The 20,386-nt window shown below is 52.4% G+C and carries 14 protein-coding genes; 12 read left to right on the plus strand and 2 right to left on the minus strand.

Annotated features, from left to right (window positions below; translation table 11 throughout):
- Positions 1–15: 15 nt before the first annotated feature.
- Together WFJ73_RS14445 and WFJ73_RS14450 are read right to left on the minus strand one after the other, a co-directional pair.
- Positions 16–630, minus strand: coding sequence for a TetR/AcrR family transcriptional regulator (locus WFJ73_RS14445; protein WP_336773730.1), 615 nt, complete (start codon positions 628–630; stop codon positions 16–18).
- A 445-nt stretch (positions 631–1,075) separates the two neighbouring features.
- Complete coding sequence (locus tag WFJ73_RS14450; protein ID WP_336773731.1) at positions 1,076–1,879, minus strand: alpha/beta hydrolase; 804 nt, start codon at positions 1,877–1,879, stop codon at positions 1,076–1,078.
- Between the two features lie 373 nt (positions 1,880–2,252).
- Between WFJ73_RS14450 and WFJ73_RS14455 the strand changes: the two genes are divergently transcribed.
- The 12 genes from WFJ73_RS14455 (at position 2,253) to pflA (ending at position 20,304) form a co-directional block, all read left to right on the plus strand.
- On the plus strand, positions 2,253–3,212 hold the full coding sequence (locus tag WFJ73_RS14455; protein ID WP_336773732.1) for an ABC transporter permease: 960 nt from the start codon (positions 2,253–2,255) through the stop codon (positions 3,210–3,212).
- 11 nt (positions 3,213–3,223) lie between these two features.
- Positions 3,224–4,105 carry a carbohydrate ABC transporter permease gene (locus WFJ73_RS14460; protein ID WP_336773733.1) on the plus strand — a complete coding sequence of 294 codons (882 nt, stop codon included), beginning with the start codon at positions 3,224–3,226 and terminating at the stop codon, positions 4,103–4,105.
- Positions 4,102–4,770: a rhamnogalacturonan acetylesterase gene (locus WFJ73_RS14465; protein ID WP_336773734.1), complete on the plus strand. Its 669-nt coding sequence runs from the start codon at positions 4,102–4,104 to the stop codon at positions 4,768–4,770. Before WFJ73_RS14460 ends, WFJ73_RS14465 begins: the two co-directional genes overlap by 4 nt.
- A 65-nt stretch (positions 4,771–4,835) precedes the next feature.
- Positions 4,836–6,455 carry an extracellular solute-binding protein gene (locus WFJ73_RS14470; RefSeq protein ID WP_336773735.1) on the plus strand — a complete coding sequence of 540 codons (1,620 nt, stop codon included), beginning with the start codon at positions 4,836–4,838 and terminating at the stop codon, positions 6,453–6,455.
- A 75-nt stretch (positions 6,456–6,530) separates the two neighbouring features.
- On the plus strand, positions 6,531–8,768 hold the full coding sequence (locus tag WFJ73_RS14475) for a helix-turn-helix domain-containing protein (RefSeq protein ID WP_336773736.1): 2,238 nt from the start codon (positions 6,531–6,533) through the stop codon (positions 8,766–8,768).
- A 167-nt stretch (positions 8,769–8,935) separates the two neighbouring features.
- Positions 8,936–11,020: a glycosyl hydrolase 115 family protein gene (locus tag WFJ73_RS14480; RefSeq protein WP_336773737.1), complete on the plus strand. Its 2,085-nt coding sequence runs from the start codon at positions 8,936–8,938 to the stop codon at positions 11,018–11,020.
- Positions 11,021–11,400: 380 nt separating this feature from the next.
- Positions 11,401–13,092, plus strand: a complete 1,692-nt coding sequence (locus tag WFJ73_RS14485) for an alpha-L-rhamnosidase-related protein (protein ID WP_336773738.1) — start codon at positions 11,401–11,403, stop codon at positions 13,090–13,092.
- 158 nt (positions 13,093–13,250) lie between these two features.
- On the plus strand, positions 13,251–13,802 hold the full coding sequence (locus tag WFJ73_RS14490; protein WP_336773739.1) for a hemerythrin: 552 nt from the start codon (positions 13,251–13,253) through the stop codon (positions 13,800–13,802).
- Between the two features lie 103 nt (positions 13,803–13,905).
- Positions 13,906–16,512 carry a bifunctional acetaldehyde-CoA/alcohol dehydrogenase gene (gene adhE, locus WFJ73_RS14495; protein WP_336773740.1) on the plus strand — a complete coding sequence of 869 codons (2,607 nt, stop codon included), beginning with the start codon at positions 13,906–13,908 and terminating at the stop codon, positions 16,510–16,512.
- An 89-nt stretch (positions 16,513–16,601) separates the two neighbouring features.
- Positions 16,602–17,171: a molybdenum cofactor guanylyltransferase gene (mobA, locus tag WFJ73_RS14500; RefSeq protein WP_336773741.1), complete on the plus strand. Its 570-nt coding sequence runs from the start codon at positions 16,602–16,604 to the stop codon at positions 17,169–17,171.
- Positions 17,172–17,256: 85 nt separating this feature from the next.
- Entirely contained in the window at positions 17,257–19,527 is a 2,271-nt protein-coding gene (gene pflB, locus WFJ73_RS14505) for a formate C-acetyltransferase (protein ID WP_336773742.1), read from the plus strand.
- Positions 19,528–19,569: 42 nt separating this feature from the next.
- Positions 19,570–20,304, plus strand: a complete 735-nt coding sequence (gene pflA, locus WFJ73_RS14510; RefSeq protein ID WP_336773743.1) for a pyruvate formate-lyase-activating protein — start codon at positions 19,570–19,572, stop codon at positions 20,302–20,304.
- Positions 20,305–20,386: the final 82 nt, after the last annotated feature.

The following is a 20,386-nucleotide window of genomic DNA, read 5'->3' on the forward strand; positions in this document are numbered from 1 at the left end:
TATAGGGAATAAAATCTAAAAACCGTTTTTCAAATAGTTAAACATGTCGTCTAAATATTGATCGAGCGGGATAGAGTCCGGCGACTCTTCCGTTGATTGGCCCGGGAACAGGATGTTGCCGCTGCCATACAGCATTGGAAGCGCCGCGCCGTAAGAAGCGCCAACGAGCAGCTGAATGTAGCCCTTTGCATAGTTGTCTTCGAACAGATCAAGCAGCAATTGCTCGGCAAGACCTTGATGGCTATGAAGAGCGCTGAGAATGTAGGGCTCCAGGGTAGGGTGCTGTTTGGAAAGCTTCACGAGCTCGCGCGTTTTTTTGAACAGGCCCGCGGTAAGCTCCATCCGGACCAGATGCTCCATAACCTCAAGCGGAGTGGAGTTCTCCGTCAAGTTCTCGATAAGCTGCTGAACCTCATCCACGTTGTTGAAGGCGGAAGCCCCCATAACAACCGCTTCTTCCTTGCAGGAAAAATGATTCGCAAACGTTCTTCTCGAATATCCTGCGCGCTGCACAACATCTTCAACTACAAAACTGTCCATCCCGCGTTCCATCGCGAGATCAAATGCCGCCTCCGCAAGCGCATTAGCCGTTGCTTCTCTTTTGACATCACGCAAGCTTTGCTTGTTCATCGTAGACCGGCCGCGTGCCTTCACCTCTCTTCGTTCGTTGCCCAATGGGCAACAATTGTATAAGTATATTATTGCCCAATGGGCAATAATGCACAACGGGCAGAGTTTGACGTTTTTGTGGCGGAAGCTGCTGCAGCAGGCAAAAAGCCTGCTACAGAGTAGCCCGGTGCTCGGCGCGCTCGCGGACATGAGCTGCAGCAGGCAATAAGCCTGCTGCTGAGCAGCCCGGTGTCCCGCACACACGCGGACATGAGCTGCAGCAGGCAAAAAGCCTGCTAATGCTGGTAATTCTCTTAACTGGTGTCCACTTTTCATTCTAGTTGCAAATTTCCTACCAACATGAGCTGCAACACGAAAATTTTCTCTTAATCTAGTCTTTGTTCTCGCCTTGAAAGAAAAAGAACGACCGGGGAATAAAATCCCCGATCGTTCTTTCAAATCGATGTTACTCCAAGCCCAATCCGATCGAATCCAGCCACTCGATGCATAGGCCGAACCAATGAGCACAGTGCGGATTCGGCGTATTTACTTCTTCATTGCACAGGGACAGGCCATGCTGACCTTTATTGAAGATATGGCACTCGAACGGTACTTGATGCTTACGCAAAGCGCTTATAAAGAGCAGCGCATTCTCCACGGTTACTGCCGGATCATCCTCCGTATGCCAGAGGAAGGTTGGGGGAGTCTCGCCCGTTACGCGTTTCTCCAGCGAATAAAAGCCCGATGTCTCATCGTCTTCAGGCGAGCCGCTGATGTTGTAGAACGATTCGCGGTGCGCGAATTCACCGGAAGTAATAACCGGGTAGCCAAGAATGAGCGCATTAGGCTTCAGAATATCTCCCGCATAGTTCAAGCGCTTCATAAGCGCGGGCTCATTCCACATCGTACCGGTGGAAGCAGCCAAATGTCCGCCTGCCGAAAAACCGCAAACCGCGATTTTATCCGCAAGAATATGCCATTTCTCAGCATGCTCTCTTAGTATCCGGATTGACTCCAAAGCTTCCGCCATCGGCTGCATATGACGCGCATCCTCCATGCAGGAGTAGCGCAAAACCGCCGCATGGTAGCCTGCATTGTAGAAGGCTATCGCCACCGGCTCGGCCTCCCGTTCGGAGCAGAACCGGTACGCTCCTCCGGGCGTGATCAGAACAATGGGGCGCGCTTTTTCCCTTAATTCCATAATGTCGTGCAGATAAAGCGTTAGTGTAGCCCCGCTGCTTATCTCAAGTTTAATGGTCTCCAGTTTCATAGCTTATTCTGTCCTCCTCGATCGGATCTTGAATCTACAACAACTCTTTCCAAGTTTAGCGTAAAACCAGTCTGGCTTCTCGCTCGATTTTGTGTTGTTTGCTAGAGTTGCGCAGTTTTTGTCCTGCAGGCAAATGAGCCGTTTTCCGTCTATGCACCAGATTCCCTACGCCAGACTTCAGGGTGCTGAAAACTCAGTCGTATCAAGGAATTCGGAATTCGGATAATAGCCGGAAAAGAGTCTATTGTGCCTTAACTCACCGTCCTCGTATAGTGTGGTTAGCCGGCCTGGACCGTAACGCTAGCTAATCAGGTAACAGGCCATTCAACACTCGGCACAACATTACAACACAACATAGAGAGAAGGGATGCACATGGATCGGAGCTTGGCACCAACGCAATCGCCCAGCACGCCAAAGTCAGCGATCAAACGCAGGCAGGCAACAGGAGTATGGAAGGACTACCAGCTGTACCTGCTGCTTATTCTTCCAATCGCTTATTTCATTCTATTTAAGTACGTCCCGATGTACGGCGCAGCGATTGCGTTTCAGGACTACAGCATTTTTAAAGGCGTAACGGGCAGTCCTTGGATCGGCTTCGAGAATTTCCAGGAGCTGTTCAAGATGAGCCAGTTCTACGATGTCGTTCGCAATACGCTGATGCTCAACTTCCTGGATCTCGTATTCTCGTTCCCGGCACCGATTCTGCTTGCTCTTTTGCTAAATGAGCTTCGGGTAGTCTGGTTCAAGAAAACGGCACAAACTCTGCTGTACCTGCCGCATTTTATCTCGTGGATTATTATCGGCGGTCTGGTGTATCAAATGTTCTCGAACAAAGGCGGCTTGATCAACAACGTAGTCACTTCGCTTGGATTTGATTCCATTCCGTTCCTGACGGAGAAGAATCATTGGCTGATGGTTTACCTGGGTACCGGCATCTGGCAAAGCGCAGGGTGGGGAACGATTATTTATTTGGCCGCTTTGACCGGCATCAACCGGGATTTGTATGAAGCGGCAGACGTAGACGGAGCAGGCAGGCTCAAGAAAATGTGGCATATTACGCTGCCGGGCATCCGACCTACCATTGTCGTGATGCTGATCATGCAGCTCGGCCATATCATGACGATTGGTTTTGAACGGCCATTTGTGATGGGGAACACGCTTGTCATGGATTATGCGGAGGTCATCAGCACATTCGTTTATAAGGCCGGCCTGCAATCCGCGCAATTCTCGCTTGCAACCGCAATGGGCTTATTCCAGGCGTTAGTTGGACTTATCTTCGTTATCGTATCGAATACAATCGCCAAGAAATTCGGAGAGCAAGGAATATGGTAGGAGGCAGCAGCATGATAAACGAAGCGAAGTTAAAAAGAATCAGAGTATCGGACATCGTCATTATGATTATCGTTGGAGCGGCTATGCTTATCTGTCTCGTGCCGTTCCTCCATATTATAGCGGTATCGCTCAGCTCGAAGCAGGAGATTATCTCCGACCGGGTAACGATTTTCCCGAGAGGATGGGATTGGGAGTCTTACCGGATCGTGTTCCAGGATGCCCGAATGCTCAAGTCGATGGGATTAACGATTATTCTGACCACGGTCTTTACGGCCGTCAGCATGATTATGAGTATTTGCGCGGCTTATCCGCTTACCAAGACGCAATTAAAAGGCCGTTCGGTCTTTATGATGATTATCGTCTTTACGATGTTTTTCAGCGGTGGCTTAATCCCGGAATACCTGCTTGTTAAGCAGCTTGGCCTCTTGGATAATATGCTTTCGCTTATCCTGCCGGGCATGATCAGCGCGTTTAACCTGATTATTCTTCGTTCCTTCTTCACTAGCATTCCGGCAAGTCTGGAAGAATCGGCTTATCTGGACGGCAGCTCGCATATCGGCACGTTGCTCCGGATTGTGCTTCCGCTGTCGCTTCCCGTGCTCGCAACGCTCAGCTTGTTCTATGCCGTATCCCGCTGGAACGGATTTATGGATGCGCTCTTCTATATAAGCAACTCCGAGATGTACCCGATCCAGCTGAAGCTGTATCAGGTCGTCATGAACAGTATGGTTACGGATCTTACCGCTCAGGAGGGTGCAGCCGCATCCGAGGTTGTACCGGAAGGGCTTAAAGCAGCAAGCATTATGTTCGCAACGCTTCCAATTCTTATTGTTTATCCATGGCTGCAGAGGTACTTCGTATCCGGGGTGATGATCGGGGCGGTGAAAGGATGAAGCCAAAATTGACGATCTATATCGCAGGCGATTCCACGGCAGCGAATTATGTGCCGGACCATGCGCCGATGCAGGGATGGGGAGCAAAGCTTCATTTGTTCCTCCCATCTTCCATCCGCATCGTTAACGCCGCGACAAACGGCAGAAGCTCAAAGAGCTTTATCGACGAAGGCAGGCTGGATTCCATTCTGAACGGTATTCAGCCTGGGGATTTCCTGCTCGCGCAATTTGGTCACAACGACAGCAAAGAGGATGTCGAGAGGCATACAAGTCCGTGGGACACTTACCCGAAATATCTTCTGAGATATATTGACGGGGCAAGGGGAAAGGGAGCAACGCCAGTCCTGATCTCTCCGCTGTGCCGCAGGCATTTTGACTGTGACGGTCTACTAATTAATACGCATGGAGATTACCCTCGGTCCGTAGAGGCATTGTCCGCTCGCGAGAAGGTGCCGTTCATTGATCTTAATGGAAGAAGCGCCACAGCTTTCAAGGAGATGGGCGAAGCGCAATCCCGCAATTGGCTTACCTGGCTGAAGCCCGGCGAACATCTGAATTATCCGGAAGGGATTGAGGATAATACGCATTTAAATGAGCACGGAGCCGATGCAGTCGCAAAAATCGTAGCCGAGGCTTTGATCAAGCATTACCCTCATTTTGGTTAATCTCTCTGCTTGGCAGAGGTGATAACATATAGCAAGACACATTATTCGAAAAGGGGATTCGTCACATGCAAGCAAAACAAAGAAAATGGTTTGCAACATCGGCAGCGGTATTGCTGCTGGCAAGCGTACTGTCGGCATGCGGAAATTCGAATGACAATTCTTCCAACGCTTCGGGATCAACCTCGCCTGAGAGCACAGCTAACACAAACAAAGAGAAAGTGACGCTGAAGGTTGAAGTATTCGACCGCGGCAACGCACCAGCAGGCGCCGGACCTGTAACGGATAACTTCTGGACGCAGTGGATTCAAAAGAACTTCGGCGACCCGAATAATATTAAGCTGGAATTTGTTCCGGTTCCCCGGAACCAGGAAGTCGACAAGTTGAACGTGTTAATGGCAACTGGCGATGCTCCAGATCTTGTGTTTACTTACGATATGAATACGATTTACAATTACGTGAAGGATGACGGCTTGACGGATCTTACTCCGCTGATTGAAAATGCGCCAAACCTTAAGAAGTTCCTTGGCGACGACGTATTGAACTACGGTATCTTCAACGGCAAGCAATATACGATTCCGGCAAAAAGACCGCTTCAATATACGCAATCCACGTACATCCGCAAGGATTGGCTGGACAAACTGGGCCTGCCGGCTCCAACAACGACCGAGCAATTCTACGAGACGTTGAAAGCGTTTAAGGAAAAGGACCCTGGCCAAACGGGCGGCAAGCTTATTCCTTACGATTTCAGTGCAATCGACAGCACATCGATTACGACTCCGTTCGTTCTCGTTAACGCCTTCGTGAAGAAAATGACGGAAGAAGAGTTCTACTCCCTGACAACATCGAGCTACATTCCGGAATTGACGAAGCCAGGCTACAAGGACGGCCTCCAATATTTGAACAAATTCTATCAAGAAGGCCTTATCAATCCTGACTTTGCGCTTGATAAAGACGGCAAGCAGTTCGAGAGCGACGTAGCGAACGGTTATGTCGGCGCCTTCACCGCGCTGGCTGCACACCCTAACCTGATGGCACCGGGCAAAGTGTTTGATACGCTGAAGCAGAACGTTCCCGGCGCGGAATATATTGCGATTGATCCGTTTACGGATGAAGAAGGCAAGACGCCAAAATCGATCTATGATCCAATCGGCATGCACATTATGATTCCGAAGACGAGCAAGCATGCAGCGGAAGCGATTAAATATCTGGACTGGATGTCCCAATCCGATGTGTTGTTTACCTTGCAAAACGGAATCGAAGGCCAGCATTATACGTTGGAGAACGGCTTCCCGAAAGCCATTACGACCGACGAAGCGAAGAAAACCTTCTATAACAACAGCGATATTGCGATTATTTCCAACGGCAAAGATTTTGGTTCGATTGACAAAGATATCGAAGCGACCGCTTACCAGTTCCCTGGCTATGAAGAAATTGCGAAGCAATCGATTCAGAACGCGCTTAAAGACGGCTATACGATGCCACGCTTCGACCGTCCGATTGAATCCGAAATTAAATACGGCACTACGTTGAAGGCCAAGGCTTACGAGATTGTGGTAAAGGCCATTCTGGCCAAGCCGGATCAATTCGGTAAAATCTTTGATGACGGCGTTGCCGAATACATGAAGCTTGGCGGCCAGGCGATTCAGGACGAGCGCCGCGCAGCTTATCAGGCTATGAAAAAATAAAGAACGATTAACAGGCAAACTCCATTAATCCATGGGGTTTGCCCCTATTTCTATAGACCAAAGGATGACGAAGGTATGAAATTGAACAACAACTACATTATGCGGATGCTTTTTTCATATCTTCCTATTCTGTTTATTACGATCAGCGTGCTGATCTTTATTTTCTTCTCGATCATTAATCAGTTCAACGTTCGGAATGCCATACAAGCGAATAACTTGACGGCGGAATATATCACGAACATGGTCGACAGCTCGCTTAAGAATATTTCGATTGATGCCCAGAAAATGATCGAAACGGGCGGAAGTCTGGACCAGTTTCTGGAGGAGCCGTCGGACCGGGCGCTGAACTACGAGGTATCTAATCAGCTTAGCAGTCTTATGGTACGGTATGGCCTTATCGATTCCGTCTATCTCTACAGGGTCAAAGACGGCAAAGTTCTTGATCAGAGCACGATTCGGCCGCTTGACCAATTTCCGGATCACAGCTTTGTGCAAAGCTCGCTTGATCAGGCCTATACGGGAATCTGGTCTTCTCCGCGGATCAGGGAAAGCATCGCCCAAGGTTCTCCTTCCCAAATACGCGTCACTTCGTTAGGTTTTAAGATTCCAAGAGATTCCGGCAGTCTTGGTTATCTAATGGTTAACGTTAAAATCACATCGCTGAACAACTATATCGGACAGATGATCGATCATACGATCACCGATGCCCAGCTTTATGACGCAAAAGGGAATTCGTTCTTTCATGCCGGGCAAACGGCCCCATCGAAGAACCGGCTTAGTGCCGATGTTGTTTCGGATTATACGGGCTGGACTTACCGGATCAGCATCAAGGGCGGACAGCTGCTTGATTTCTTGTTCCACGGAAGTACTTTGTGGGTCTTACTGGGCTTATGCGCTATCGTCCTTGCAATTGGCTCCATGTTCTATGTGACGAGGCGCAATTATAAACCGATTGAATCGATTCTACACCGGATTGACAGGTTCTCGTCTATTATTAAAACGTCCGAGCCTAAAGAGAAGGAAAACGAGTTTGCTTTTATCGATCAGGCGATTGAACGTCTCATTACGAATAATATGGCTTTTCAGGAACAGCAGCAGGAGCATATGGTCATCCGCAGGCAGCAGTTTCTGCAAATGCTGCTAAAGGGCGAGTACAAAGAGGATCAAGCCGCCTGGGAGCAGGAGTGGCATCACTTTGGGCTCTCCGCCGGTCATTTTATGGTCGCGCTCCTGGAGCTGGACCAATATGTACAGTTTGGATTGAAGTATAGTCCAAGCGATCAATCCCTGTTCAAGTTTATTGTCAGCAGCGTGGCCGTTGAGACAGCCGAGCAGAACGGGTTGAAAGTAATCGTTGAGTGGATCTCGAAGAATCAGCTGGTTATTCTGCTAATCTCCGAAGAAAGCGGGGGACTGGAGCATCAGCTGCTGCAGCTATCGGAGCAAATCAGGGCATGGGTAGACAGTCATCTCGATTTTACGGTAACGATCGGGATTGGAACACCGGCCGATGACGAAGCTTCGATTGCCCGCTCTTTTGAAGATGCGGAGGCTGCAGTCAGCCGAAAGGTATCGGTTGGCGTAAATCAGATTATTGATGCCGTTGAGGTGAAAAGCAAATCGGACGGAGAATGGTTCAGCTATTTGGAGATGATTCGTACCATTGTCCGTCAGCTGCGCATGTCGGAAGCTGGCTGGCAGAATGAGCTGAGCCGTTTATTTAGCGAGATGACCGTACATCGTCTCCGTAAAGACGATGTAGACCGGCTGGTTCACTATTTTATTTTCCATCTGGAATATGAGCTTGACGGAGCATTGCCGGAGGCGATGAAGCTATGGCTGCAGGAAGGCAAGCCGCAACTTACCGCCGCGGCGGAACAGTCGGATACGCTTATACAGCTTGAGCAGAATTTTGTTGCGGCGCTGGTGCAGCTCTCGGAGCACATTGAGGAGCTTTCCCAAAGCCGGCGCCATAATGCGCTAATGAGGGAGATCCGGGATTATGTAGCGGAGCATTTTATGGATCCGAATCTGTCTCTTACGCTGCTGAGCGACCGTTTCCAGATCAGCCCGAAATATTTGAGCCAGCTGTTTAAGGAAAGCATCGGCCAGAATTTCAGCGATTTCCTGATCGGTCTAAGAATCGAGTACGCGAAGAGACTGCTGCGCGAATCGGATGTAACGGTACAGTATATCTCTGAAATGATGGGCTATGCGAACCCAACTTCTTTTATACGCGTATTTAAAAAGATCGTTGGTCTCTCTCCCGGCCAATACCGTGAATCGGAGACGAAGGAACGCGAACGAGAATGAATGAAGAGAGGCCCGGATGAATCAATCCGGGCTTTTTGACAGGCGCGGAATGTGGTTCTGTCAAGCTTTTCCGAATTTGGTACATGCCCTGAAAGTTGTCTATTGTGCCATGTATAACGGTGTTCCTATAGTAGACCTACACGAATGGAAAGGATGCTGAAGCAACAATGAAACAGAGGTTAGCCCCATTAACGTTAAAAGGAACTATACGCCTACACGTTGCGGCCGAACTATCTTCTCCGGTAGAGCATGCGCTGCGAATATTGAATCGGGATTTGGAGACGGTCTTGGGCGCAAAGCCGGAGACGGTCGCGGATTCGGATACAGCCGAGCTTGTTGTACGGTTAGCGGAAGAGCGGGATAACGGCCCGCATCGGCCAGAGGCGTTCTGTTATCGTTTCGTCAGGACAGGAGACAAAGTCCAGATGAATATCGCCGGTATTGACGAGCTTGGGATCGTGTACGGAATACTGGAATTTAGTCGCAAGTATCTCGGCATTCAGCCATTCTGGTTCTGGATGGATCAGTCGATTAAACGTCTGAGCGAAATTATTATCCCTTGCGAAAGTTATGATTCGCCAGAAGCCAAGGTTCGCTACCGCGGCTGGTTTGTGAATGACGAGGTATGCCTGATCGGCTGGAAGGAGCCTTATCCGCCAACGCGGGAGGTGTGGGAGCCCGTATTTGAAGCGCTGCTGCGCTGCGGCGGTAATATGGTCATTCCGGGGACGGATCTGCCAAGACACGGCATTCATTACAAGCTTGCCGCAGAGATGGGCCTGTGGGTTTCGCATCATCATGCGGAGCCGCTTGGCTCTGAGATGTTTCTCCGGGCTTTCCCCGGCCGGCAAGCAAGCTATCAGCAGGAGCCGGAGCTGTTCGAGCGCTTATGGCAGGAGGCTATTGAAGAGCAGAAGGATATGAAAGTGTTGTGGGTATTGTCCTTCCGGGGGCAAGGGGATGCGCCCTTCTGGATGAATGACCCATCCTTTGATACATCCGAGAAGCGCGGGGCGATGATCAGCAAGGCGATTAAACGGCAATACGATATGATCAGCAAGGCTGTTGAAAATCCGGTATGCTGCGTCGCTCTTTATGGTGAGATCTCTGAATTGTATAAGGGAGGTTATATCGAGCTGCCTGAGGGTGTGATCAAAATCTGGGCCGACAACGGCTATGGCAAAATGGTATCCCGTCGGCATAATAACGCGAACTACCGGATTAATGCCCTGCCTGCTTCCGATGAAGCCGGAAAGCATGGCGTTTATTATCACGTTACCTTCCATGATCTGCAGGCCTCCAATCATTTGACTCTTTATCCCGGCCCAGCCGGATTTCTGAAGCAGGAGATCGAGAATGCTTTTGCGGCCGGAGCGCATGAATATTTGCTTGTCAACAGCGGCAATATCCGTCCGCATGTCTATTCGCTCGATATCATGAGGGAGCTGTGGCTGGCAGGAGAAATCAACGCCCGGCAGCATCTGGACCAATTCGTCAGCAGCTATTACTCTTCCCATCATGATGAGCTTGCAGAGCTGTACCGAAGCTATTCGGAAGCAGCCATTCCATATGGACCAAATGAAGACGATTTGGCCGGCGACGAATATTATCATCATCCCGCAAGACAAATCATCGGTCACTGGCTACAGGGGAAAGCGGCGGAACCGGATAAGAGATTGATATGGGCAGCGGGAGATGTACCGTTCCTGGAGCAGGTGAAAGCCTTTGAGGAGCGGCTGGCGCCGGGGATCCGGCAATGGAGCAGCTGGCTGAAGCGCTGTAATGCCTTGCTCGCCAAGCTCGACGCGGATGACCGCCGAAGAGCCATTGACCAGCTGCGCTTCCATGGGGAGCTTCATTTGTCGGGCAGCGAAGGGTTTTACTGGCTGTGCCGGGCTTACCGCGAATTTGCGGAGCAGCGTTATGCGCAGGCTTTTGTTTTTGCTTCCGAATCCATGTGGAGTTACCGGAGGGGACTGACCGTTTTAAGAGAATCCGAGCATGGCAAGTGGGAACGCTTTTATGAGGCGGACTGGCTGACGAATCTATTAAGCACGGTTCAGAACGTCGATACGCTGAGAAGATTTATCCGCATGCACGGCGACAGTCCGGACTTTTTCCTTTGGTATAAGGAGTATCTGATGCCTGAAACCGAGAAATATATTTACCTCGAAAATACGCATCGCAATCCGCTGTCCGACGATGAGCTCGCCCAGCGGTTAAAGTTGTTTTTTGCGAATAACTCCGAATAGGCGCAACAGCCGTTTTGCCGGCCAACCGGCAGGACGACTTTTTTAATGCCGCAATGAATTGCACCCTTTGCCAAAGGACGATGAAACCGTTTCACCTTGACATGACTTCATTCCGCTCCGGATGAAGGGGATTCCGTCCGATAAACCTTGCTGCATCAGGCGTTTTGGAATTTGGTACATGGGCATAAATGAGTCTATTGTTTCTTGCAAGAGGCACTCCCGCATGGAGCAGCCCGGTCTTCCGTCAGGAGAACCGGGCTTTAGCGCGGAAATCGGATAACCCGCCGGAAAAAAGTCTATTGTCTCCTCCGCGCGTACAGACGTATAGTCGATCTAAGAAGGTACCTCTACATTCCGATCCGGAAGGAGCGTTTAACGCGATGAGCATAAAAGAGCTTCAGGCAAAAGGTCTTGCCAATGATCCGCGTACGCGGGCTTACGTGGAGCCGGTCCGTCTTGTCTGGTCCACCGCTAATGGGGATACCTCCGAGGTGGTTAACCCGGAGGGCTTGCTGGCGGGGAACGGCGGGCAAGTGACGAAGGAAGCACCAAACGCCTGTCTGCTTCGGCATAAGGGAGAAGCGCCTGCTATTTTGCTCGACTTCGGAACCGAACTGCATGGCGGGATCCGGATTGCGGTTGTGGAAGGGCGTTTTCCGGAGCCGAAGCGCAGCGTGCGGATACGCGTCCGCCTGGGCGAATCGGCGATGGAGGCGATGAGCGAGCTTGGCGGAGAGACCAACGCGACGAATGACCATGTATCCCGCGACAGTATTATCGACGTTGGCCTGCTTGGCGGCGCCGAGTTCGGGACAACGGGCTTCCGCTTTGCGCGCCTTGATCTGTTGGATGAAGGGGAGATCGAGCTGCAAAGCGTTCAGGCCGTATTCGTGTACCGGGATATCGAATACAAAGGTAGTTTTCGATGCAGCGATCCGCTGCTGGACCGAATTTGGGAGACCGGCGCTTATACCGTTCATCTGAACATGCAGGACTATCTGTGGGATGGCATCAAGCGGGACCGGATGGTGTGGACCGGGGATATGCATCCCGAAGTAGCCACGATCTGCGCCGTATTCGGCGAGCACGTGATTGTCCCGCAAAGCATGGATTTCAAGCGCGACCGGTCTCCGCTGCCGATGTTTATGGACATGCCCACTTATTCGATCTGGTGGCTGCTCGTTCAGCATGACTGGTATATGCAGCATGGGAATGAAGCTTACCTGCAGGAGCAGCGCGATTACATAACCGGCCTGCTTCGCGAACTGATCGGGAAGGTGGAGCCTGACGGTACGATTAATGTCTACCGCCCATTCCTGGATTGGCCGGCCTCCTCTAATCCGGCCGGCGTAACGGCAGGAGTTCATGCTTTGTTTGTGCTTGGCATGCAGGCGGGAGCCCGGCTTTGCCGGTTATTCGGCGAGGTGGAGACAGCCGGGCTTTGCGAAGGGCTTGAAGGGCGTCTGCGCAAGCGTATTCCGCATCATGCGGGCAGCAAGCAGGCAGCGGCTCTGCAGGCACTCGCCGGATTAATGGATCCGGCTGCCGCCAACCGCGAGGTTATAGCGCCTGACGCGCCAAGCGGATATTCCACCTTTTACGGCTATTACATGCTGCGTGCCCGCGCGGAAGCGGGAGATATTGCGGGCAGTCTGGACAGCATCCGGGCTTTCTGGGGCGGCATGCTGGAGCTTGGGGCAACAACGTTCTGGGAGGATTTCGACATTGCGTGGATGGAGGGGGCGGCAAGAATCGACGAGCTGACTCCTCCAGGGAAAATCGATGTGCACGGCAGCTACGGCGGTTACTGCTACAAGGGGTACCGTCATAGCCTCTGTCATGGCTGGGCATCCGGGCCAACGGCATGGCTGTCTGAATATGTGTTGGGTATCCAGGTTGTGGAGCCGGGCTTCCGCAAGGTCCGGATTCGTCCAAACCTGGCTGATCTGAACTGGGCGGAAGGGACCTACCCGACGCCTCGCGGTCTCATTCATGTCCGCCATGAACGCGGGGCAGACGGCAGCATCCGGACGGACTATACTGTCCCGCCCGGCGTAACGGTTGTTGAATAATGGAATGGAAGAAGGGCTACTGATCGCAGTAGCCCTTTTTTATTTGAACGTTCTATGTCCCTCAGGCCAACTGTGATATGCGTCACAGCCGACTATGACCGGCAGATGGTAGGCTGAGGCATGAACATATTTAAGGAAGCGGTACGGGAGGGATTGGAATGAGACTGGATCCGTTTAATACAGCGAGGCCAAGCTCCTTTGCAAGGCTGGCGATGAGATTGGAATCAGACCATGAACAAATTAAAGCGATGTGCAGCGCTATATGCCAGCAAAGCATTCATCATGCTACGGGGATGAGCAGTTACGTTACGATAGAGGGCTTAATCGGACTTCGAGAAGAAGCGGAGCTGCTTCTGCGCGAGCTGAAGCGGCATTCCGTTTGGGAAGAGGAGGAGCTGTTCCCGATGCTGATGCATTATTCGCACAAGAAGATCGAGCCAACCATTATGCCTTCGTTATGGGTGCTGGAAAAAGACCATGAGCTTGCCGTCCAGTATATAGAATCGTTTGTTCAGGCAAGCAGCACCCTGCTCCACACTTTGCGGCTGGAGCCGTTAAGCGGCGCGGATCTGCAGCGGGAGATGAAGGGAGGCTGCGACTGCCTCACGCAGGGCTGCTTTATACTGACCGCTCATTTCCAGATGGAAGAGGAGCTGCTGTTTCCGCTGGCCGAGGATATTTTGACCGATATGGACTATTTGTTCTCCTGACGTCTTTTTCCAAAGTGTGAGAAATGTCATAGTGAGCCGGTTAGAATTTCTTTACGATGAAGTCATGAGGAGACGAGATCTCCGGTACGAGGAGGAGAAGAAGATGGCTGTAAAAGAAAGCAAGCTTGAAGCCCAACACTCCGCACAAGACGAAATCAACAAATTGGTGGCGCGCGCCAAAGCGGCGCAGGAAGCTTACATGCACATGAACCAGGAACAAGTGGACCACGTTGTCCAGGCTATGGCGCTTGCGGGACTTGACCAGCATATGCAGCTGGCGAAGATGGCGGTGGAAGAGACCGGCAGAGGCGTGTACGAGGATAAAATCACGAAAAATATATTTGCGACGGAATATATCTATCACAGCATCAAGCATGACCGCACGGTTGGCGTCATTGAAGAGAATGTCTACGAGAACTACAAAAAGGTGGCGGAGCCCGTTGGCATAATTGCCGGAGTAACGCCGGTGACCAACCCGACCTCCACTACGATGTTCAAGGCTTTGATAGCGGCTAAGACGCGCAATCCGATTATATTCGCTTTCCACCCTTCCGCCCAGAAAAGCAGCGCGGCTGCGGCGCAGACGCTTCTTGAGGCGGCGGTGGCCGGCGGGGCGCCCGAGTTCTGCGTGCAGTGGGTCGAGATTCCTTCGCTGGAAGCCACCCAACTGCTCATGAATCATCCGGATGTTGCTCTTGTTCTGGCAACCGGCGGATCGGCGATGGTCAAAGCCGCATACAGCACCGGCAAGCCGGCGCTTGGCGTAGGGCCGGGCAACGTTCCTTGCTTTATCGAGCAGTCGGCTGACCTGAAGCAGGCGGTGACGGACCTGATTCTTTCCAAGACCTTTGATAACGGCATGATCTGCGCTTCCGAGCAGGCGGTCATTATCGAAGCTTCCGTCTACGACGAGGCATGCAGGCTGATGAAGGACAACGGCTGTTATTTCCTCAACGAAGAGGAAACGGAAGCGGTATCCAAGCTCGTCATTCACGGAGACCATTGCGCCGTAAACGGTAAGATCGTGGGCCAGCCTGCCGTCCGGATCGCGGAGATGGCGGGGATCGAGGTGCCTGCGGATACGAAAATCCTCATTGCCCCGCTTCGCGGCGTTGGAACGGATTTCCCTCTGTCGGCCGAGAAGCTGAGCCCCGTGCTGGCCTGTTATAAAGCGGACACGGCGGAGCAGGGCATTGCGCTTGCGGCAGAGGTGGTCTCGTTTGGAGGCCTCGGCCACTCGTCCGTTATCCATTCGGGCAATGAAGAAGTGATCCGGGCGTTTGCGGACCGACTCAAGACCGGCCGGGTTATTGTTAACTCTCCGTCGACCCATGGCGCAATCGGAGACCTTTACAATACGAACCTGCCTTCCCTGACGCTTGGTTGCGGCTCGTACGGCCATAATTCGACGACCTCCAACGTAACGGCAGTGAACCTGATTAATATCAAACGGGTGGCTTACCGGACGGTGAATATGCAATGGTTCAAAATACCGCCGAAAATTTACTTCGAGAAAGGCGCGACGCAGTATCTGGAGAAAATGCCGGATATTTCACGGGTTCTGATCGTCACCGATGCGATGATGGTGAAGCTGGGCTATGTCGAGAAGCTGGAATACTACTTGCGCAAACGGACCGTTCCCGTCGCCATGGAGATATTCTCGGATGTTGAACCGGATCCGTCGGTTGAAACGGTTGAGCGCGGCACCCGGCTGATGGAAAGCTTCAAGCCGGACTGCATTATCGCTCTTGGCGGCGGATCGCCTATGGACGCGGCCAAAGCGATGTGGCTCTTTTATGAGTACCCGGACACCAGCTTCCATTCGCTGAAGCAGAAGTTTCTCGATATCCGCAAGCGAGTCTACAAATATCCGCGCCTTGGAAATAAGGCCCAGTTCGTTGCGATTCCTACAACCTCGGGAACGGGCTCGGAAGTGACTTCTTTTGCGGTCATTACGGACAAAAAGGAAGGGCAGACCAAATATCCGCTGGCCGACTACGAGCTGACGCCGGATGTGGCGATTATCGATCCGGAATTTGTATACAGCCTGCCGAAGACGGCGGTTGCCGATACGGGAATGGATGTGCTTACCCATGCGATCGAGGCTTATGTATCGGTCATGGCGAGCGACTATACGGACGGCCTTGCGCTGCATGCAATCCGCCTCGTATTCGAGAATTTGGAAAAGTCGTACCATACGGCAGACCCGCTGGCCCGCGAGAAAATGCACAATGCCTCGACCATTGCCGGCATGGCCTTCGCGAATGCGTTCCTTGGCATCAACCACAGCTTGGCGCATAAATGGGGAGGCCAATACCATACGGCACACGGCCGCACCAATGCGATCCTGATGCCTCATGTCATTCGTTATAATGCTCAGAAGCCTACGAAGTTCACGTCGTTCCCGAAATATAGCTATTTCGTTGCCGATCAGCGCTATGCGGAAATCGCCCGCATGCTTGGCCTTCCTGCACGAACGACGGAGGAGGGGGTAAACAGCCTTATTGAAGCGGTGCGGATGCTGAACCGTTCGCTTGGCATCCCGGAAACCTTCCAGGAGTTGGGCTTTGATCAAGCGGATTTCGAAGAAAGAGTTGACTATCTGGCTGACCGCGCATTCGAGGATCAGTGCACCACCGCTAATCCCCGCATGCCGCTTGTCGCCGAGCTGGCGGACATTTACCGTAACGCTTTTTACGGCAGATTCTAAGATTCATACCTGCAATTGGGGCTGCCGATCTCCGGATCGGCAGCTCTTTCTTACTTCTTAATGTCAGTCGAACGAAAGGTGTGATTAAGGTGGTATCAGGCGTCATTTTAGCAGGGGACGTTTGCGGAGCGGAGAGGGCTGACGAGCGGGCTTTTCTTGTCGTTGAGGGTCAGTACTTGCTGCATCGCCAAATTAAGGAAATGAAAAGTCTATGCGCGGAGGTCACGATTGTTACGAATCATCCTCAGCCGTTTCTTCGCCATGTAGACCGGGATATTCGAATCATTAGCGATTATTATGCGGGTCAAGGCATACTGAGCGGCATGCATGCGGGGCTAGCGCTGGCGAGATACCCGGATGTATGGATGCTAGGGTGCCACATGCCTCACCCGTCGGCGGCGGCGGCCAGCCTCTTATTGTTCTGGAGGCGGGAAGGGTATGACGCGGTTATTCCTTTGATCGGCGGCCGTATCTATCCTTTGCACGGGATCTATGACCGCGCCTTATCCGAGCCGATCGGCGCTATGCTGGAGGAGGGTCATACGGACGTCAAGTATCTGCTGCAGCAAATCCATTGGCTGAAGCTGAAGGAACCGACGTTTCGGAGCAACCAGATTGACAGCAGGTTCGTCCGTACGGTTCCCGTTCGGGAGCCGTAAATATCTCTTTCTTTGTGAGGAAGATCACAGCCGCGCACCAAGCAAAGAAGTAACATGGAGACATAGAAAACGGAGGTGCTTGAAGATGGCGATGAAGGAAAACGAAGTCAGAAGAGGGACGGCCGGCAAAGAAGCATGGCGGGGGTTCGCTGCCGGAAAATGGCAGAAACAGATTGATGTCAATTCGTTTATCGAGAACAACCTTACACCGTATGAAGGCGACGAACAGTTCCTCGCATCCGCAACCGAAGACACGAATGCGCTTTGGCGGCAAGTCAGCGGCCTGCTCAAGGAAGAGCGGGAGCGCGGCGGCGTCCATGATATCGATGTTCATACCGTATCCACAATCACCTCGCATGCGCCGGGTTATATCGATAAGGACAAGGAGAGAATCGTTGGCCTGCAGACCGACGCGCCGCTGAAGCGGTCCGTGCAGCCCTTTGGGGGTATTCGAATGGCTGCCGATGCTTGCGAGGCTTACGGCTATGAACTTGATCCCGAGATGCTCCGTCTATTTACGGATATCCGCAAGACCCATAATCAAGGAGTCTTTGATGCTTATACGACCGATATGCGGGCAGCGAGAAAAGCAGGCATCATCACGGGCTTGCCCGATGCTTACGGCCGGGGCCGCATTATCGGGGATTACCGGCGCGTTGCTCTATACGGCGTCGATCGGCTGATTCAAGGAAAAAAAGAAGAGCTGCTGCAGCTGGAAGTAGACGCAATGACGGAGGAGGTTATCCGGCTTCGCGAGGAATTATCCGAGCAGCTTCGCAGTCTTGGCGAGCTGAAGGCAATGGCTGCCGCGTACGGCTTTGACCTCTCCGCTCCTGCTGCAAACGCGCAGGAGGCGGTACAATGGCTCTATCTTGCCTATCTGGCCGCTATCAAAGAGCAGAACGGAGCGGCAATGAGCCTAGGACGCGTATCCAGCTTCCTCGATATTTATTTCGAGCGGGATTTGAGGGAAGGTACCTTAACGGAGCGGGAAGCGCAGGAGCTGGTTGACCATTTTGTCATGAAGCTCAGAATCGTGAAGTTCCTCCGGACGCCCGACTACAATGAGCTGTTCAGCGGCGACCCGACCTGGGTGACGGAATCGGTTGGCGGCATGGGCTTAAACGGAGCGACGCGGGTCACGCGCAATTCCTTCCGTTTCCTGCATACCCTCTATACGCTTGGACCGGCGCCGGAGCCCAACCTGACCGTCCTATGGTCGGCAAAGCTGCCCGAGCCCTTCAAGAAATATTGCGCCAAGGTATCGGCGGAGACCAGCTCGATTCAATACGAGAATGATGACCTGATGCGACCCTTTTTCGGAGACGACTACGGCATTGCCTGCTGCGTATCCGCCATGCGGATCGGCAAGCAAATGCAGTTTTTCGGGGCAAGGGCGAATCTGGCGAAGGCGCTGCTGTACGCGATTAACGGCGGCGTAGATGAGAAGCTTGGCGTACGGATTGGTCCGGCTATCGCGCCTATAACCTCCGAAGTGCTGGATTATGAGGAAGTTAAGCAGAAATTCGGCGTCATACAGGATTGGCTTGCCAAGCTGTATATGAACACGCTGAACGTCATCCATTACATGCATGATAAATACTGCTACGAACGGCTTGAGATGGCGCTGCATGACCGGGACATTATCCGTACGATGGCCTGCGGCATTGCCGGTCTGTCCGTGGTGGCCGACAGCTTAAGCGCGATCCGGTACGCGAAGGTCCGTCCGGTCAGGAACGAGAAGGGGATAGCGGTCGATTTCGAGATTGAAGGCGAATATCCGCAATACGGCAATAACGACGACCGTGTCGACCAGCTTGCCGTAGAGCTTGCGGAAGGCTTTATGAACAGGCTGCGCCAGCATAAGGCCTACCGAGGCGCGATTCCTACCATGTCCGTCCTGACCATTACTTCTAACGTCGTGTACGGTAAAAAAACCGGCAGCACGCCGGACGGGCGCAAAGCCGGCCAGCCATTCGCGCCGGGCGCGAATCCGATGCACGGCCGGGACCGCAAGGGGGCGCTTGCTTCGCTCGCTTCGGTAGCAAAGATTCCTTATGAGCATAGCCTAGACGGCGTATCGAACACCTTCTCGATTATTCCGAAGGCGCTTGGGAAAGAAGAATCGGCCCGGTTCAGCAACCTGGCTGCGCTGCTTGACGGTTATACGGCAAGCGGCGGGCATCATCTGAACGTAAACGTGTTTAACCGCGAGCAGCTGCTTGACGCGATGGAGCATCCTGAGAATTATCCGCAGCTGACGATCCGGGTATCGGGTTATGCAGTCAATTTTATTAAGCTGACAAGAGAGCAGCAGCTCGATGTGATTAATCGTACCTTCCACGGAGAGATATAATCCAGATCATAAATATAGGATCAAGAAAGGAGCGCGGCGGGCATGAAAGGACGAATCCATTCGATAGACACCTTTGGCACCGTTGACGGCCCCGGCATCCGGTTTGTCCTGTTCATGCAGGGCTGCGCCCTGCAGTGCCAGTTCTGCCATAACCCGGATACCTGGGATACGGCCGCAGGACGGCAGGTGACGGTAGACGATATTTTGCGGGAGATTGAGCCGTATTTGCCTTACTATCGCGGTTCAGGCGGCGGGATTACGGTGACGGGAGGAGAACCTACTCTGCAGGCTCCCTTTGTCGCAGCTCTGTTCAAGGCTTGCAAAGAGAAGTTTGGCCTGCATACCGCGCTGGACAGCTCAGGCTTCTGCGACCCGTCCCATGCGTCCGAACTGATGAATTACACGGATCTTGTCCTGCTGGATTTGAAGCAGATCGATCCCGACAAGCATGAACGGCTGACCTCACAGCCCAATGACCGGATTTTGCATTTTGCCAAGTGGCTGTCTTCCTTATCCAAGCCGGTATGGATCCGCCATGTACTGATTCCCGGCATAACCGATCACGCGGAGGATTTGCGTTTGCTAGGCCGATTTATCGGCGGGCTTGGCAACGTGGAGAAGCTTGAGCTTCTTCCTTATCACCGGATGGGCGTATACAAATGGCAGACGCTGGGCCGTCCGTATCCGCTGGAGGGTGTTCCCGTCCCAACGGAGCAGGAGGTAACGAGAGCTAGGACCATCATCCAGGCAGAATGCCATCAGGGCCTCCAACGGTAAAAATAAGGAAATATCCCCCTCAAGATCAGGTGATTCCCCGATGTTGCGGCTTTTCGAATGGCGTTATGCTGAGTATAACGAT

Source organism: Paenibacillus sp. MMO-58, assembly GCF_037146255.1.
In the GTDB taxonomy this organism is placed as follows: Bacteria; Bacillota; Bacilli; order Paenibacillales; family Paenibacillaceae; genus Pristimantibacillus.

What these genes read in the sequence shown, in the direction of transcription:
- WFJ73_RS14445 (WP_336773730.1), bottom strand. Translation starts at nt 630, where the DNA reads ATGAACAAGCAAAGCTTGCGTGATGTCAAAAGAGAAGCAACGGCTAAT.
- WFJ73_RS14450 (WP_336773731.1), bottom strand. Translation starts at nt 1,879, where the DNA reads ATGAAACTGGAGACCATTAAACTTGAGATAAGCAGCGGGGCTACACTA.
- WFJ73_RS14455 (WP_336773732.1), top strand. Translation starts at nt 2,253, where the DNA reads ATGGATCGGAGCTTGGCACCAACGCAATCGCCCAGCACGCCAAAGTCA.
- WFJ73_RS14460 (WP_336773733.1), top strand. Translation starts at nt 3,224, where the DNA reads ATGATAAACGAAGCGAAGTTAAAAAGAATCAGAGTATCGGACATCGTC.
- WFJ73_RS14465 (WP_336773734.1), top strand. Translation starts at nt 4,102, where the DNA reads ATGAAGCCAAAATTGACGATCTATATCGCAGGCGATTCCACGGCAGCG.
- WFJ73_RS14470 (WP_336773735.1), top strand. Translation starts at nt 4,836, where the DNA reads ATGCAAGCAAAACAAAGAAAATGGTTTGCAACATCGGCAGCGGTATTG.
- WFJ73_RS14475 (WP_336773736.1), top strand. Translation starts at nt 6,531, where the DNA reads ATGAAATTGAACAACAACTACATTATGCGGATGCTTTTTTCATATCTT.
- WFJ73_RS14480 (WP_336773737.1), top strand. Translation starts at nt 8,936, where the DNA reads ATGAAACAGAGGTTAGCCCCATTAACGTTAAAAGGAACTATACGCCTA.
- WFJ73_RS14485 (WP_336773738.1), top strand. Translation starts at nt 11,401, where the DNA reads ATGAGCATAAAAGAGCTTCAGGCAAAAGGTCTTGCCAATGATCCGCGT.
- WFJ73_RS14490 (WP_336773739.1), top strand. Translation starts at nt 13,251, where the DNA reads ATGAGACTGGATCCGTTTAATACAGCGAGGCCAAGCTCCTTTGCAAGG.
- adhE (WP_336773740.1), top strand. Translation starts at nt 13,906, where the DNA reads ATGGCTGTAAAAGAAAGCAAGCTTGAAGCCCAACACTCCGCACAAGAC.
- pflB (WP_336773742.1), top strand. Translation starts at nt 17,257, where the DNA reads ATGGCGATGAAGGAAAACGAAGTCAGAAGAGGGACGGCCGGCAAAGAA.
- pflA (WP_336773743.1), top strand. Translation starts at nt 19,570, where the DNA reads ATGAAAGGACGAATCCATTCGATAGACACCTTTGGCACCGTTGACGGC.